At 63.3% G+C, this 15233-nt stretch carries 15 protein-coding genes; 7 read left to right on the forward strand and 8 right to left on the reverse strand.

The genetic code is table 11. The features are described 5' to 3' along the window. Positions 1-2 precede the first annotated feature (2 nt). The 5 genes from proC (at position 3) to aroG (ending at position 3589) form a co-directional block, all read left to right on the forward strand. A complete protein-coding gene (proC, locus tag FLQ44_RS04110) occupies positions 3-803 on the forward strand; it encodes a pyrroline-5-carboxylate reductase (protein ID WP_147693184.1) in 801 nt (266 codons plus the stop codon). A gap of 2 nt (positions 804-805) precedes the next feature. After that, on the forward strand, positions 806-1387 hold the full coding sequence (locus tag FLQ44_RS04115; protein WP_147693185.1) for a YggT family protein: 582 nt from the start codon (positions 806-808) through the stop codon (positions 1385-1387). Between the two features lie 66 nt (positions 1388-1453). Continuing rightward, positions 1454-1759, forward strand: coding sequence for a c-type cytochrome (locus tag FLQ44_RS04120; protein ID WP_147693186.1), 306 nt, complete (start codon positions 1454-1456; stop codon positions 1757-1759). A gap of 213 nt (positions 1760-1972) precedes the next feature. Next, a complete protein-coding gene (gene dksA, locus FLQ44_RS04125; protein ID WP_147693187.1) occupies positions 1973-2383 on the forward strand; it encodes an RNA polymerase-binding protein DksA in 411 nt (136 codons plus the stop codon). Between the two features lie 132 nt (positions 2384-2515). Then, positions 2516-3589, forward strand: a complete 1074-nt coding sequence (aroG, locus tag FLQ44_RS04130; RefSeq protein ID WP_147693188.1) for a 3-deoxy-7-phosphoheptulonate synthase AroG — start codon at positions 2516-2518, stop codon at positions 3587-3589. 96 nt (positions 3590-3685) lie between these two features. On the opposite strand, the gene FLQ44_RS04135 is transcribed toward aroG, so the two are convergent. The 7 genes from FLQ44_RS04135 to tkt form a co-directional block, all read right to left on the reverse strand. Next, a complete protein-coding gene (locus FLQ44_RS04135; protein ID WP_147693189.1) occupies positions 3686-4480 on the reverse strand; it encodes a TIGR00266 family protein in 795 nt (264 codons plus the stop codon). Positions 4481-4536: 56 nt separating this feature from the next. Further along, on the reverse strand, positions 4537-4695 hold the full coding sequence (locus tag FLQ44_RS23515) for a hypothetical protein (protein WP_170252777.1): 159 nt from the start codon (positions 4693-4695) through the stop codon (positions 4537-4539). 83 nt (positions 4696-4778) lie between these two features. Beyond that, positions 4779-5843, reverse strand: coding sequence for a class II fructose-bisphosphate aldolase (gene fba, locus FLQ44_RS04140; protein WP_147693190.1), 1065 nt, complete (start codon positions 5841-5843; stop codon positions 4779-4781). An 81-nt stretch (positions 5844-5924) separates the two neighbouring features. Next, positions 5925-6557 (reverse strand): LysE family translocator, encoded by a 633-nt coding sequence (locus FLQ44_RS04145; protein WP_147693191.1) that lies wholly within the window; start codon positions 6555-6557, stop codon positions 5925-5927. Positions 6558-6646: 89 nt separating this feature from the next. Then, positions 6647-7819 carry a phosphoglycerate kinase gene (locus FLQ44_RS04150; RefSeq protein ID WP_147693192.1) on the reverse strand — a complete coding sequence of 391 codons (1173 nt, stop codon included), beginning with the start codon at positions 7817-7819 and terminating at the stop codon, positions 6647-6649. Between the two features lie 172 nt (positions 7820-7991). Next, on the reverse strand, positions 7992-9005 hold the full coding sequence (gene gap / locus FLQ44_RS04155; RefSeq protein WP_147693193.1) for a type I glyceraldehyde-3-phosphate dehydrogenase: 1014 nt from the start codon (positions 9003-9005) through the stop codon (positions 7992-7994). A gap of 212 nt (positions 9006-9217) precedes the next feature. After that, positions 9218-11209: a transketolase gene (tkt, locus tag FLQ44_RS04160; protein WP_147693194.1), complete on the reverse strand. Its 1992-nt coding sequence runs from the start codon at positions 11207-11209 to the stop codon at positions 9218-9220. A 312-nt stretch (positions 11210-11521) separates the two neighbouring features. Here tkt and FLQ44_RS04165 point away from each other — a divergent pair, with 312 nt between their 5' ends. Beyond that, a complete protein-coding gene (locus tag FLQ44_RS04165; RefSeq protein ID WP_147693195.1) occupies positions 11522-12256 on the forward strand; it encodes a BPSS1780 family membrane protein in 735 nt (244 codons plus the stop codon). A gap of 92 nt (positions 12257-12348) precedes the next feature. On the opposite strand, the gene FLQ44_RS04170 is transcribed toward FLQ44_RS04165, so the two are convergent. Beyond that, positions 12349-12807, reverse strand: coding sequence for a GNAT family N-acetyltransferase (locus FLQ44_RS04170; protein ID WP_147693196.1), 459 nt, complete (start codon positions 12805-12807; stop codon positions 12349-12351). Positions 12808-12937: 130 nt separating this feature from the next. Between FLQ44_RS04170 and parC the strand changes: the two genes are divergently transcribed. After that, complete coding sequence (gene parC / locus FLQ44_RS04175) at positions 12938-15232, forward strand: DNA topoisomerase IV subunit A (protein WP_439144896.1); 2295 nt, start codon at positions 12938-12940, stop codon at positions 15230-15232. The last annotated feature ends 1 nt before the right edge of the window (position 15233 follow it).

Here is a 15233-nt window from a genome sequence, read left to right on the forward strand (position 1 = left end):
GCATGAACATTACCTTCATCGGCGGCGGCAATATGGCCACCGCCATCATTGGCGGCCTGGCTGGCGGGGCCCATCAGATCCGTGTTGTGGAGCCGGGCGAGGACAAACGCCAGCAGCTGGCTGCCGACTTTGGCGTAACCAGCCTGGCGGCTCTGCCGGATGCGTTTGGCCCGCAAGACATCATCGTGCTGGCAGTAAAACCACAGGTATTGCGCGAGGTGTGCCAGCAGCTGGCACCGGTACTGGGTGGCGCGCTGGTGATTTCCATTGCGGCCGGTATCGGCATTACGGCCATGGCTGGCTGGCTGGGTAGCGAGCGCATTGTGCGCGTGATGCCCAATACCCCGGCCATGGTGGGCAAGGGGGTATCTGGCCTGTACGCTGCGGCCAACGTGGCGCAGGCCGATCGTGATAACGCCACGGCCATCATGGCGGCGGTGGGTACTACCACCTGGCTGGCGGCAGAAAGCGGCATTGACGACATCACCAGCGTGTCGGGCAGCGGCCCAGCCTATGTGTTTTACTTTATCGAAAGTATGATCGAGGGCGCAGTGCAGGCCGGCTTTGCCGAAGACGAGGCGCGCCGGCTGGTGCTGGACACGTTTGAGGGTGCGGTCGCACTGGCACGCCAGAGCCCGCTGCCGGTGGCCACACTGCGCCAGAACGTGATGAGCAAGGGCGGCACCACCGAGCGTGCCATCTTGCGTTTCGAGGCAGAGGGCGTGAAGCCGGCCATTATCGCCGGCGCGCTGGACTGCCGTGCCCGCTCGGTAGAGCTGGGCATTGAACTTTCCAAGGACTAGGCATGCTGCTGCAGACCCTGCAATTTTTGCTGCAAACCGTAGGCGGGCTGTTCTCGCTGGTGTTACTGATGCGTTTTTACCTGCAGCTGGCGCGGGCGCCGCACAAACACCCGCTCAACCAGTTTGTCATGGCGGTAACCAACTTTGCCGTACTGCGCCTGCGCCGCCTGGTGCCTGCGTGGCATGGCTACGACAGCGCCTCGCTGTTGGCCGCCTTCCTGGTGACGCTGATCGTGAGCACCCTGGTGCTGGCCACCGGCTTGCTGCCCTACGACTTTGCCCACCCGCAAACGTGGCTGGGCCTGTGCCTGCTGTCGTTGCTGGAGCTGTTTCGCCAGTCGCTCAACCTGCTGGCCGGGGCGGTGATCGTACAGGCCATTCTTAGCTGGGTAAGCCCTTACAATGCCATTACACCCATTCTGGACGCGCTGACCCGCCCTTACCTGAAGCCGTTTCGTGCGGCCAACGTAGGCGGGGTGGACCTGTCGCCGCTGATTGTCATCCTGATCATCCAGGTGATACAGATGCTGCCGCTACGCATGCTGGAGCAGCTATTCTTGATGCAACTCAAGATGGCCGTGTGAAAGAGCCAGTATTAACTACCCTGCTTGCTGCCCCCAAGGCGGCTTCAACCCTGTGGAGATGCTTCAATGAAAAAAATGCTGTTTGCCGCGCTGGCTATCAGCGCCTTTGCTGCCCCGGCTTTTGCCAACCTGCAACTGGCACAAAAGAACAACTGCACTGCCTGTCATGCCGTTGACAAAAAAGTAGTTGGCCCGGCTTACAAGGATGTGGCCAAGAAATACGCTGGCGACAAGAGCGCAGAAGCCAAGCTGGTGGCCAAGGTAAAAGCCGGCGGTGCCGGTGTATGGGGCGCCGTACCGATGCCGCCGAACCCGCAAGTCAGCGATGCCGACGTAAAAACCCTGGTGAAATGGATTCTGTCGCAGAAGTAATGCGCCAGATGCCACACAAGCGGCCTGCGGGCCGCTTTTTGTTTTTCATCGAATACCGGGGTCATTGTGGCATTGCAGCTTGTGATCTGTGTCGGCGGGCGCTATATACAAACATAAATCTCGCTTTGTGCTACTGTGGCTGTTGCACTTTCCTTATGCCGTCGGTAATCTCTCACGCCTGTCTGCCACACTACCTTGCTGGAACACATCATCATGGCCAAGCTGACTGAACAAGACATCATCAACTGGTCCGGCGAAGACTACATGAACGCCGACCACCTTGAGTTCTTCAAGGAGCGCTTGTTGCAGATGCAGCAGGAGCTGCTGAGCAACGCCACTGCCACCGCCAGCCACCTGCAAGAGCAGGAGGCCACACCGGACCCGGCTGACCGCGCCACACTGGAAGAAGAGTACGCCCTGGAGCTGCGTACCCGTGACCGTGAGCGCAAACTGCTGCAAAAAATCCAGTCCACCCTGCGTCTTATCGAAGATGGTAGCTACGGTTACTGTGAAGACACGGGTGAACCTATCGGCCTGAAACGCCTGCTGGCCCGCCCTACCGCTTCGCTGTCCGTGGAAGCCCAGGAGCGCCGCGAGCGTATGAAGCGCCAGTACGCCGACTGATCCTGGCCGGCTAGCTACACCACAAGGCACCCTGCGGGGTGCCTTTTGTTTTTGCACGCAAGGCTTGGCAGGCGGGGTGAGTCAGGTTAATGTTGCTATGCAAATAAACAGATAAAGTGCAAGGACAAAGCAATGCATCGCCAGACCGACGACGTCAGAATCCGCGGCATCAAGGAACTGCTTCCCCCGATCGCCCACCTGTACGAGCTGCCTATCAACGAACCGGCCGCCGAACTCATCTACCATACCCGCCGTGATATCGCGCGCCTGCTGCGCTCGGAAGACGACCGCCTGCTGGTGGTCATCGGCCCCTGTTCCATTCACGACCCGGAAGCCGCCGAAGAGTACGCCCGCCGCCTGCTGCCGCTGCGCGAGAAATACGCTGGCGAGCTGCTGGTGGTCATGCGCGTGTACTTCGAAAAACCGCGTACCACCGTGGGCTGGAAGGGGTTGATCAACGACCCGCACCTGAATGAAACCTTCGATATCAATACCGGCCTGCGCATGGGCCGCCGCCTGCTGCTGAACCTCAACAGCATGGGCATGCCGGCTGCTACCGAATTCCTGGACATGATCACGCCACAGTACCTGGCCGACCTGATCAGCTGGGGTGCTATCGGCGCGCGTACCACCGAGTCGCAAGTACACCGCGAGCTGGCCTCCGGCCTGTCTTGCCCGGTAGGCTTCAAAAACGGTACCGACGGCAACCTCAAGATCGCGGTGGATGCCATCCGCTCCGCCAGCGTGTCGCACCATTTCCTGTCGGTGACCAAAACCGGTCATTCCGCCATCGTGGAAACCGGTGGCAACCCGGACTGCCACGTGATCCTGCGTGGTGGCAAAGAGCCGAACTACGAAGAGCGTTTTGTGAAAGCCGCCGCTGCCGAGCTGGCCGCCGTTGGCCTGTCGCAAAAGCTGATGGTGGATTTCAGCCATGCCAACAGCCGCAAGGACTACCGTCGCCAGATGGAAGTATGCGACGACGTGGCGCAGCAAATGGCCGCCGGCGATACCCACATCTTTGGCGTGATGGTGGAAAGCCACCTGGTAGAAGGCCGCCAGGACCTGAAACCGGGCTGCGAGCTGACCTACGGCCAGAGCATTACCGACGCCTGCATCAGCTGGGACGACACGGAAAAGCTGCTGGAAACGCTGGCCAACGCCGTGAGCGCCCGCCGCCTGAAGCAGGGCAGCGCCGGCAAATAAGCGGGCTACTGCCGCCTGTGCACCATGCAAAACCCCCGCAACGCAGCGGGGGTTTTTGTTTGCGGCCAACGTTGGCCGCAGCGGGGCGCTAATGGCTCACTTCTTGCCGTCCAGGATATTGCCGATGCTGCCCAGAATGGAGCCCTGCTCGCTGCTGCCACCGCCGGCACGCGGGCTGGCGGCCACAATGCGGTCGGCCAGGCGCGATAGCGGCAGCGACTGCAGCCATACCTTGCCCGGGCCGGTCAGGCGGGCAAAGAACACGCCCTCGCCGCCAAACAGCGCGCTTTTGAGCTTGCCCACGTACTCGATATCAAAGTCTACCGTGGGCTGGTACGCCACCACGCAGCCGGTATCCACGCGCAGGATTTCGCCCGGCTGTAGCTGGCGGCAGGTGAGCGTGCCCCCAGCGTGCAGGAATACATAGCCGTCGCCTTCCAGCTTTTGCATGATGAAGCCTTCGCCACCAAACAGGCCTGTGCCGATTTTCTTTTGCAGCGCCAGCCCCAGGCTCACGCCCTTGGCCCCGGCCAGAAAGCTGTCTTTCTGCGCATACAGCAAGCCGCCCAGCTCCAGCAGGTGTACCGGCACGATCTTGCCCGGATAGCTGGCAGCAAAGGCCACCTTGCGCTTTACCTGGCTCTGGTTGTAGTACACGGTGGTAAACAGCGATTCGCCGGTTACCAGGCGTTTGCCCGCTCCCAGCAGTTTGCCCAGCAGCCCGCTCTGGCTGGCCGAGCCATCGCCAAACACGGTATCCATGGTGATGCCGTCTTCCATGTAGTACAGCGCGCCGGCTTCGCCCACGGCCGCTTCGCCCGGGTCCAGCGCCACTTCGACGTACTGCATGTCGTCGCCAAATACTTCGTAATCGATTACGTCCATTGCCATCGTGTTGCTCCTCGGGTTGGGGGTGGGTCAATACCAGCGGTGGTACTCAGACCATGCTAACGCGGTTTAGTGTCCTGCGTTTGCGTTGCGCTGGTGTCTTTGGGCGGGCGCAGCAGCATGATCCACAGGTGTAGCACGATGCCGGCCAGCGGCACCAGGCCCAGAATGATGACAAATACCCACTCCAGTGGGGTGAATAGCTCGCTGAGTGCCATAAATGCTCCTGACAGGGGCGTGAAAAAGGGCTGCCCGCAGACAGCCCTTACCATAGGCGGCCAACCCTGGCCGCCGTGGTGCCTTACTTCACGATCTGGGCCAGCTGGCCTTTCAGGTACAGGTTGGCCATGGCGTCCAGGCTCACCGGCTTGATCTTGCTGGCCATGCCGGCGGCGCCAAAGGCTTCGTAACGGGCAATCACGATGTCGCGCATGGCCACGGTGCTGGCGGCCAGGTATTTGCGCGGGTCGAACTCTTTCGGGTTCTGCGCCATGAAGCGGCGGATGGCACCGGTAGAGGCCAGACGCAGGTCGGTGTCGATGTTGACCTTGCGCACGCCGTGCTTGATGCCTTCCACGATTTCTTCTACCGGCACGCCGTAGGTCTCGCCCAGGTCGCCGCCGAATTCGTTGATGATGGCCAGCCACTCTTGCGGCACGCTGGACGAGCCGTGCATCACCAGGTGGGTGTTAGGAATACGCGCGTGGATTTCCTTGATGCGGTCGATACGCAGCACGTCGCCGGTAGGCTTCTTGGTGAACTTGTACGCGCCGTGGCTGGTGCCGATGGCGATCGCCAGCGCGTCCACGCCGGTGTCTTTCACGAACTGGGCGGCTTCTTCCGGGTCGGTCAGCAGCTGGCTGTGGTCCAGCACGCCTTCGGCGCCTACGCCGTCTTCTTCGCCGGCCAGGCCGGTTTCCAGGCTACCCAGGCAGCCGATCTCGCCCTCTACCGATACGCCGCAGGCGTGGGCAAAGTTCACCACGGTGCGGGTGACGTCCACGTTGTAGGCGTAGTCGGCCGGGGTTTTGCCGTCGGACTTCAGCGAGCCGTCCATCATCACCGAGCTGAAACCCAGCTGGATGGAGCGCTGGCACACGTCCGGGCTGGTGCCGTGGTCCTGGTGCATTACCACCGGGATATGCGGAAACTCTTCCACGGCGGCCAGGATCAGGTGGCGCAGGAACGGCGCGCCGGCGTATTTACGGGCACCAGCCGACGCCTGCACGATCACCGGGGCATTCACCTTGTCGGCGGCTTCCATGATGGCGCGCATCTGTTCCAGGTTGTTCACGTTGAAGGCCGGCAGGCCGTAGCTGAATTCTGCTGCGTGGTCCAGCAGTTGACGCATCGAAACGAGTGCCATGTAAAAGTCTCCAGTATTGTGGTGCAGCCCGCTTGTGGCAGGCCGCGGAAAAGGTTGGCCGCAGGGGCCGTTTCGCGCTGTTTACGCGCGGCTTACCGTGCCGAGTGCTACCCCGGTCGCCATGAACGAGCCGCCGGCAAAGCGGTTCATCAGGCGCAGGCGGCGCGGGCTGGTCAGCCAGTGTTTCAGGCGTGCGCCGCCAAAGGCGTAAACCAGCTGCCAGCTCACTTCAATCACGAAAAACGTGGCAGACAGCACCACCAGCTGTGGCAGCTGCGGCACGTCGGCGCGCATGAACTGTGGAAACAGCGCGGTAAAAAACACAAAAGCTTTCGGGTTGCTCATGGCCACCAGAAAGCCGGTGCGGAAACGTTGGCCGCGGCTGCTCTCTCCTGCCGCCACGGCATCGTTTGTCTCTGCCTGCTCTGCCACCGGGGCACGCCAGGCCTGGTAGCCCAGCCACACCAGATACGCCGCACCGGCGTATTTGACGATGGAAAACAGCAGTTCGGAGGTGGCCAGTACCGCACCCAGCCCGGCCACGGAGCCGGCCATGATCAGCGCCAGCGCCACCAGCAGCCCCGCCAGCGTGGGCAGCGCACCGCCCAGGCCGTAGCGAATGCCGTGGCTCATCGCCAGCAGCATATTGGGGCCGGGTGTGGCTGACACGAAAAACACCGTTACCACGAACAACAGCCAGGTTTGCATCGCCATGGGCACCTCCTTGTGTATTGCCTGCCGAGTCTAGGCGCTGGGCCTGTACCCGGCAAGTTTCAGCGGGGCGATTATGCCCCGCAGCACCATCAGGCGCGTTCGCCCAGGATGGCGACCGCCGGCAGGGTTTTGCCTTCCAGGAACTCCAGGAACGCGCCGCCGCCGGTGGAGATGTAGCTGATCTTGTCGGTCAGCTCGTACTTGGCGATGGCGGCCAGGGTGTCACCGCCGCCGGCGATGGAGAAGCCTTCGGTATTGGCGATGGCTTCGCCCAGCACGCGGGTGCCTTCGGCAAACTGGGCAAACTCGAACACGCCTACCGGGCCGTTCCATACCACGGTACCGGCCTGGGCCACGATGGCAGCCAGCGCGGTGGCGGAATCCGGGCCAATGTCCAGGATCATGTCGTCGGCGCTGACATCGGCCACGGTTTTCAGGGTGGCGGTGGCGCTTTCGGCAAACTCGGTAGCGCATACCACGTCGCTAGGCAGCGGTACGTCGCCGCCACGGGCACGGATTTTGGCGATGACGCGTTTGGCGTCTTCTACCAGGTCAGCTTCGGCCAGCGATTTGCCGATGGCGTGGCCTTCGGCCAGCAAGAAGGTGTTGGCGATACCGCCGCCCACGATCAGCTGGTCTACCTTGTCGGCCAGGCTTTCCAGAATGGTGAGCTTGGTGGACACCTTGGAGCCTGCCACGATGGCCACCAGCGGGCGGGCCGGGGCCAGCAGGGCTTTGCCCAGTGCGTCCAGCTCGGCAGCCAGCAGGATGCCGGCGCAGGCTACCGGGGCGTACTGTGCCACGGCGTGGGTAGAGGCTTCGGCGCGGTGGGCGGTGCCGAACGCGTCGTTGACGAACACATCGCACAGGCTGGCGTAAGCCTGGCCCAGCTCGGCGTTGTTCTTTTTCTCGCCCTTGTTCAGGCGCACGTTTTCCAGCATCACCACATCACCCGCGGCCAGGCTGAGGCCGGCTTGCCAGCTGTCGGCCACGGTGACGGTTTTGCCCAGCAGCTCGGACAGGCGCGCGGCAACCGGGGCCAGGCTGTCTTCCGGCTTGGGTTCGCCTTCGGTGGGGCGGCCCAGGTGGGTCATCAGGATCACGCTGGCGCCGGCTTGCAGGCAGTGCAGGATGGACGGCAGGCTGGCGCGGATACGGGTGTCGTCACCGATCACGCCGTTTTTTACCGGCACGTTCATGTCCACGCGGATCAGCACGCGTTGGCCTGCCAGGGCGAGGTCGGTCAGTTTCTTGAATTGCATGGTTGTGGCCTTCTAGAAAACAAGTAAATAAACAGGCTGCTTGCTTGTGTGCAGGGCCGCCCGGTGGCAGTAAAGCGCCGGGCTGTGTTGTATACCAGGCCCGGTGGAGCGGGCCTGCACGCCTGGGCAAACAGGCTGCGGCCAACCTTTGGGGGTTGGCCGCAGGGTTTGCTTACTTGGCGGCGAACATCGCGCGAGCGGTTTTCAGCATCTGCTGGCAGAAGCCCCACTCGTTGTCGTACCAGGCCAGCACTTTCACCATATTGCCGCCGGTTACCTTGGTCAGGGTGGCGTCGAAGAAGGAGCCTTCGGTGGTGTGGTTAAAGTCGCTGGAGACCAGCGGCAGGGTGTTGTAGCCCAAGGTGCCCTTCATGCTGCCTTCGGACGCCTTTTTGACGATCTCGTTGATTTCGTCCTTGGTGGTGTCGCGCATGGCGGTGAAGGTGAGGTCAACCAGCGAGACGTTGATGGTCGGCACGCGCACGGCAAAACCGTCCAGCTTGCCTTTCAGCTCTGGCAGCACCAGACCGACCGCTTTGGCGGCGCCGGTCTTGGTGGGGATCATGTTGTCGGTGGCGGAGCGGGCGCGGCGCAGGTCTTTGTGACGCACGTCGGTCAGCACCTGGTCGTTGGTGAAGGCGTGGATGGTGGTCATCAGGCCTTTTTTGATGCCGATGGCGTCGTTCAGTGCCTTGGCCACCGGGGCCAGGCAGTTGGTGGTGCAGGACGCGTTGGACACCACGGTCATGTCGGCCGTCAGGATGTCGTGGTTCACGCCGTACACGATGGTGGCGTCCACGTCGTCACCGCCCGGGGCGGAGATCAGCACCTTCTTGGCGCCGGCGTCCAGGTGCAGCTGGCACTTTTCCTTGGTGGTGAACGAGCCGGTGCACTCCAGCACCAGGTCCACATTCAGCGCGGCCCACGGCAGCTCGGCCGGGTTGCGGGTGCTGAAGAACGGGATGCGGTCGCCGTTAACGATCAGGGCTTCTTCATCGTGGCTGACATCGGCAGCAAAACGGCCGTGCACGGTATCGAACTTGGTCAGGTGTGCGTTGGTGGCCAGGTCGCCGGAGGCGTTCACGGCAACGATCTCGAAATCGCCACGCAGATTGTATTCGTAGATGGAACGCAGAGCCTGACGGCCGATACGGCCGTAGCCGTTGATTGCGATGCGGATGGACATGGTTTTCTCTCCCAGAAATGAAAACCCGGCAAGCCGGATGCAGCCTGTGTGCGGCCAACGCTAGCGTGGGCGGGCTGTGGAACCCGCCGGGGCCGGACACCCTGCCGTACTTTTGTACTGTTCTGGGTGCGGGCGCATTGTCGTTTCAGGCTGTGCCCTGGCTTGCGGGCGAATAAAAAGCCGCCCCTCGTTGGCACGGGGGCGGCTAGTTGTTATGCGCGGATCACGCTCTTGGTCTTGGCAACCACGTTTTCCACGGTAAAGCCGAATTCCTTGAACAGCACGCCGGCCGGGGCGGATTCGCCAAAGTGGTCGATGCCGATCACTTCGCCTTCCAGGCCCACGTACTTGCGCCAGCCGTCGGTCACGCCGGCTTCGATCGCTACGCGCGGCAGGCCTGCCGGCAGCACGCTGGCGATGTAGGCCTTGTCTTGCTGGTCGAAGGCGCGGGTGCAGGGTACGGATACCACGCGTACGGCGATGCCTTCGGCAGCCAGGGCTTCCTGGGCTTTCAGCGCCAGCTCCACTTCAGAGCCGGTGGCCATCAGCACAGCCTGGGCGCCAGCGGCGTCACGCAGTACGTAGCCACCCTTCTTGATGCCGTCGATCTGCGCGGCATCACGTGCCACGAATGGCAGGTTCTGGCGGCTGAAGATCAGGCAGGACGGGTGGTCTTTGGCGGCCAGTGCCTCGGCCCAGGCCACCAGCGATTCGACGGTGTCGCACGGGCGCCATACGGCCATGTTCGGGATCAGGCGCAGGGTAGCGATCTGCTCTACCGGCTGGTGAGTCGGGCCGTCTTCGCCCAGGCCGATGGAGTCGTGGGTGAACACGAATACCGGGTTGATCTTCATCAGCGCGGCCATGCGCAGCGCGTTGCGGGCGTATTCGCTGAACATCAGGAAGGTGGCGCCAAACGGCTTCACGCCGCCGTGCAGGGCCAGGCCGTTCATGATGGCAGCCATGCCGAATTCGCGTACGCCGTAGTGCACGTAGTTGCCGCCGGTTTCACGTGAAACCGGGCTGCTGCCAGGCCAGTTGGTGAGGTTGGACGGGGTCAGGTCGGCGGAGCCGCCGACCAGTTCCGGCAATACCTCGGCCAGCGCGGCGATGGCGTTTTGCGAGGCCTTGCGGGTGGCAATGGTCTCGCCTTTTTCGTTCACGGCAGCGATCTTGGCGGCCAGGTGAGCGTTCCAGTTGGCCGGCAGCTCGCCTGCCATGCGGCGGGTGTACTCTGCAGCCAGCTCAGGGTAGGCCGCGGCGTAGCCGGCAAACAGCGTGTCCCAGGCCGACTCGGCTGCGGCGCCTTTGGTTTTACCGTCCCAGGCATCGTAGATGGCTTGCGGGATCACAAACGGCTCGTAGCCCCATTGCAGGCTGGCGCGGGCTGCCGCGATTTCGGCAGCGCCCAGCGGTGCGCCGTGCACATCGTGGCCGCCTTGCTTGTTGGGCGCGCCTTTGCCGATCACGGTTTTGCAGCAGATCAGTGTGGGGCGGGCGCTTTCTTTCTTGGCGGTATCGATGGCAATCTGCAACTCTTCGGCGTCGTGGCCGTCTACGTTGCGGATCACTTGCCAGCCGTAGGCTTCAAAGCGTGCCGGGGTGTCGTCGGTGAACCAGCCTTCTACATCGCCGTCGATGGAAATGCCGTTATCGTCGTAGAAGGCAATCAGCTTGGACAGGCCCCAGGTGCCGGCCAGGCTGCAGGCTTCGTGGCTGATGCCTTCCATCATGCAACCATCGCCCAGGAAGGCGTAGGTGTGGTGGTTGACCACCGGGAAACCGTCGCGGTTGAATTCGGCGGCCAGGATTTTTTCAGCCAGTGCCATGCCTACCGCGTTGGTAATACCCTGGCCCAGCGGGCCGGTAGTGGTTTCCACGCCAGGCGCGTAGCCGTACTCCGGGTGGCCCGGGGTTTTGCTGTGCAGCTGACGGAAGTTTTTCAGGTCGTCGATCGAAAGGTCGTAGCCAGAGAGGTGCAGCAGGCTGTACAGCAGCATGGAGCCGTGCCCGTTGGAGAGCACGAAGCGGTCGCGGTTGGACCAGGCCGGGTTGGCAGGATTATGCTGCAGGTGATCGCGCCACAGTACTTCGGCGATATCTGCCATGCCCATCGGGGCGCCGGGGTGACCGGATTTGGCCTTTTCCACGGCATCCATAGACAGGAAACGCACGGCATTGGCTAGCTCGGTTCGGGTGACCATTCGGGGAAAACCTCAACTTGTAGGGAACCGGAACAACGGCTGCACCATCGCTTTTGCCGACGGCCTAACCGTTGCGAAATCATGAAATTATCGCCGATTTTGTCGCATCGCGGCAACCGCGCTGCAAAGCCAGGCCTTTGTTTTTACGCGTAATAAAATTACGCGCACCCGCTTGCCCTGCCCCCGTACCCTGTCGGGGCAAGTGGTGCACCACCGATTCAAACAGATAAGGCTGCCGGCTCAACGACTTAAGCGGGCAGCCAGCGGCGCGGCAGCGCGGCCGCCTGATCGATACCCGAAAGAAGGAAGACGATGGAACAGCGACAAACCCAGGCCCCCCGGCCACGCAAAGTGCCTGCAGCGCAGGGCTGGCAATGGATAAAACAGGCATTTTTTCTGGTACGCGAGCAGCCGCTGACCTGGGTACTGTTTGCCGTGTGCTACCTGTTGCTGCAAATGCTGCTGAGCAACCTGGGCCAGTTTGGCCAGCTGCTGGGCATGGCAACCGTGCCGCTGTTTGCCGGCAGCTTTGTGCTGGCGGCGCAGCGGGCCGCGCGGGGTGAAACCCTGCGCCCGCTGGATGTGTTTGCCGCGTTCGCTAGCCACTGGCGGCAGCTGGCAGGGCTGGGGCTGGCCTATTGCGGCCTGCTGGTCGCGGCCATGCTGCTGGTGATGCTGGCTTTGCTGGCGCTGGCGGGCGGGCAGATCGGCGATGAGGCGCTGACCGCCATGCCGCTGGGCAAGCAGCTTGTCGGCCTGGTGCTGTTTGCGGCGGGTATGTTTATCGCCTCGTTGCTGTACTGGTTTGCGCCGGCGGCGGTGGTGCTGGCCGCGTGCGACCCCCTGCCCGCCATGCGGCGCAGCCTGGCCGGTGGCTGGCTGAACTGGCCTGCGGTGCTGGTGTGCGGGGTGATGCTGGCAGTATTGCTGTTTCTGGCCATGCTGCCGTTTGGCCTGGGCTTGCTGCTGTGGCTGCCGGTGATGTTCGTGTCGGTGTACGTGGCGTGGCAGGATGTGTTCGGGGACGGCCTGCCGCTGCGGGCTTAAGGTCTCGGCATAACAACGCAGCAAGGCCCGCCGCGAATGCGGCGGGCCTTGCGCTTTTCGGGCCATGGCCAGGTTGGCCGCACAGGCGCGGCTTAGCCGCGGCGCATGTCTACATGCAGGATGCCGCCGTCGTCGTAGGGCGCGGACACGCTGTGAAAGCCGAACTGCTCGTAAAAGCCCAGCTTGTCCTGCTGCGCCGACAGCATGATGGCGCGCCCGGGGAACAGCTGCTCGCATTGCTGTACCGCCTGCTGCATCAGCGGCTTGGCCAGGCCACTGCCACGCGCATAGGGCGGGATCACCACACGGCCGATAGCGGTAGCGTCCGGGTATTTCACCCCTGGGGCCACTAGCCGGGCGTAGGCCACCAAGCGGCCGCTGGCATCACGCGCCGACAGGTGCCAGCAGTCCAGGTCGATACCATCGATATCGCCATAGATAGACTGCTGTTCCACCACGAACACCTGGTCGCGTAGTTGCAATACCTGATACAGGTCATGCGGGGTAAAGTCGGTAAAACCGTGGCATTGCCACTGTAGCGGGTTGGGCATAGTACAATCCTTGCAATTTCACTCTTCGTGATCCGAACATAACACGCTGCACGGTCTGTGTAGCGCGTACTACCCCACTATGAGCCAGAACGATTTGTTTGCTGAAAGCGGCACCCCCGCCCAGCCCCCCGTGCCCGCTGCGGCCAACCTGCCAGATCAGGACGACGGCAGCCTGGCGCTGGACCTGTACGCCGAGCGCGCCTACCTGGAATACGCCATGAGCGTGGTGAAGGGCCGTGCCCTGCCCGAGGTGGCCGACGGCCAGAAACCCGTGCAGCGCCGCATCCTGTACGCCATGCGCGACATGGGCCTGACCCACGGCGCCAAGCCGGTGAAGTCTGCCCGTGTGGTGGGCGAAATCCTGGGTAAATACCACCCGCACGGCGACAGCTCCGCTTACGAAGCGCTGGTGCGCATGGCGCAGGACTTTACCCTGCGCTACCCGCTGATCGATGGCCAGGGCAACTTTGGCAGCCGCGATGGCGACGGCGCCGCCGCCATGCGTTACACCGAAGCACGCCTGACCCCCATCGCCGAGCTGCTGCTGTCCGAGATCGACATGGGCACGGTGGACTTCGTGCCCAACTACGACGGCGCGTTTGACGAGCCCGCCCTGCTGCCGGCGCGCCTGCCCATGGTGCTGCTCAACGGCGCTTCCGGCATTGCCGTGGGCATGGCCACCGAGATTCCGCCGCACAACCTGTCCGAAGTGGCCGCCGCCTCGCTGGCGCTGCTGGCCAACCCGGACCTGACCACCGCCGAGCTGATGCAGCATGTGCCGGGGCCGGACTTCCCCGGTGGCGGCCAGATCATCACCCCGTACGAAGACATCCTGGCCGCCTACGAGCTTGGCCGCGGCAGCGTGCGCGTGCGCGCCAAGTGGGAAGTGGAAAAACTGGCGCGTGGCCAGTGGCGCGTGATCGTGTCCGAGCTGCCGCCCGGCTCCAGCGCGCAAAAAGTGCTGGCCGAGATCGAAGAAGCCACCAACCCCAAGGTGAAATCCGGCAAGAAGGCGCTGACACAAGACCAGCAAAACCTGAAGAGCCTGATGCTGTCGCTGCTGGACCGCGTGCGCGACGAATCCGACAGCGCGCAGCCGGTACGCCTGGTATTCGAGCCCAAATCCAGCCGCCAGGACCCGGACGAGTTCATGAACATCCTGCTGGCGCAAACCAGCCTGGAAGGCAATGCCTCGCTGAACCTGGTGATGATCGGCATGGACGGTCGCCCGGCGCAGAAAGGCCTGAAAACCATTCTGGCCGAGTGGTTGGCGTTCCGTCAGCACACCATTACCCGCCGGCTGAACCACCGCCTGGGCCAGGTAGACAAGCGCATCCATATTCTGGAAGGCCGCATGATTGCCTTCATCCATATCGATGAAGTCATCCGCGTCATCCGCGAATCGGACGAGCCCAAGCCCGACCTGATCAAGGCCTTTGGCCTGTCCGAGGCGCAAGCCGAAGACATTCTGGAAATCCGCCTGCGCCAGCTGGCGCGGCTGGAAGGCTTCAAGCTGGAAAAAGAGCTGGGCGAGCTGCGCAAAGAACGCGACGGCCTGCGCCACCTGCTGTCCAGCGAGGCCGCGCTGCGCGGCAAGATGGCCGAGGAAATCCGCGAGGACGCCACCAAGTACGGCGACGCCCGCCGCAGCGAGATCAAGGCCGCCGAGCGCGCCGTGCTCACGCAAACCGTGGCCGACGAGCCGGTCACCATCATCCTGTCGCAAAAAGGCTGGGTACGCGCCCGCGTGGGCCACAACGTAGACCTGTCGGCGCTGGCCTTCAAGGACGGCGACGCACTGCACACCGTGGTGGAAACCCGCACCGTGTGGTCGCTCATCGTGCTCGATAGCCGCGGCCGCGCCTACACGCTGGACCCGGCCGACGTGCCCACCGGCCGTGGCGACGGCGTACCGGTGGCATCGCTGGTCGAGCTGCAGGATGGTGCCAAACCGGCGCAGATGATCTCCGGCCGCGACGACGCCCGCTATGTCGTGGCGGGTAGTGGCGGCTACGGCTTTATTGCCAGGATCAGCGACATGGCTGGCCGGGTCAAAGCCGGCAAAGCCTTCCTCACCCTGGACGCCGGCGAAACCGTGCTGGCTCCGGTGCCGGCTGCGGCCAACCTGGACGGCGTACGCCTGGTCGCCGCCAGCGACGGTGGCCGCCTGCTGGCCTTCCCGGCCAGCGAGCTGAAAGACCTGGCCAAGGGCCGTGGCCTGATGCTGATGGCCATGGACGACGGCGAAACGCTCACCGCCATCGGCCTGGTAGCGGGCGACAAGGCGCTGCTGGCTACCGTGTCGGTACGCGGCAAAGTGGCCGACGAAAAGCTGGCGCTGGCCGAGTTTGACGGCAAGCGCGGCCGCAAAGGCAAGCTGATGCCGAAGAAGTGGACGGTTGGCCGCATCGGCAACCCGGACTAAG

Source organism: Vogesella mureinivorans (assembly GCF_007644035.1).
GTDB classification, from domain to species: Bacteria; Pseudomonadota; Gammaproteobacteria; order Burkholderiales; family Chromobacteriaceae; genus Vogesella; species Vogesella mureinivorans.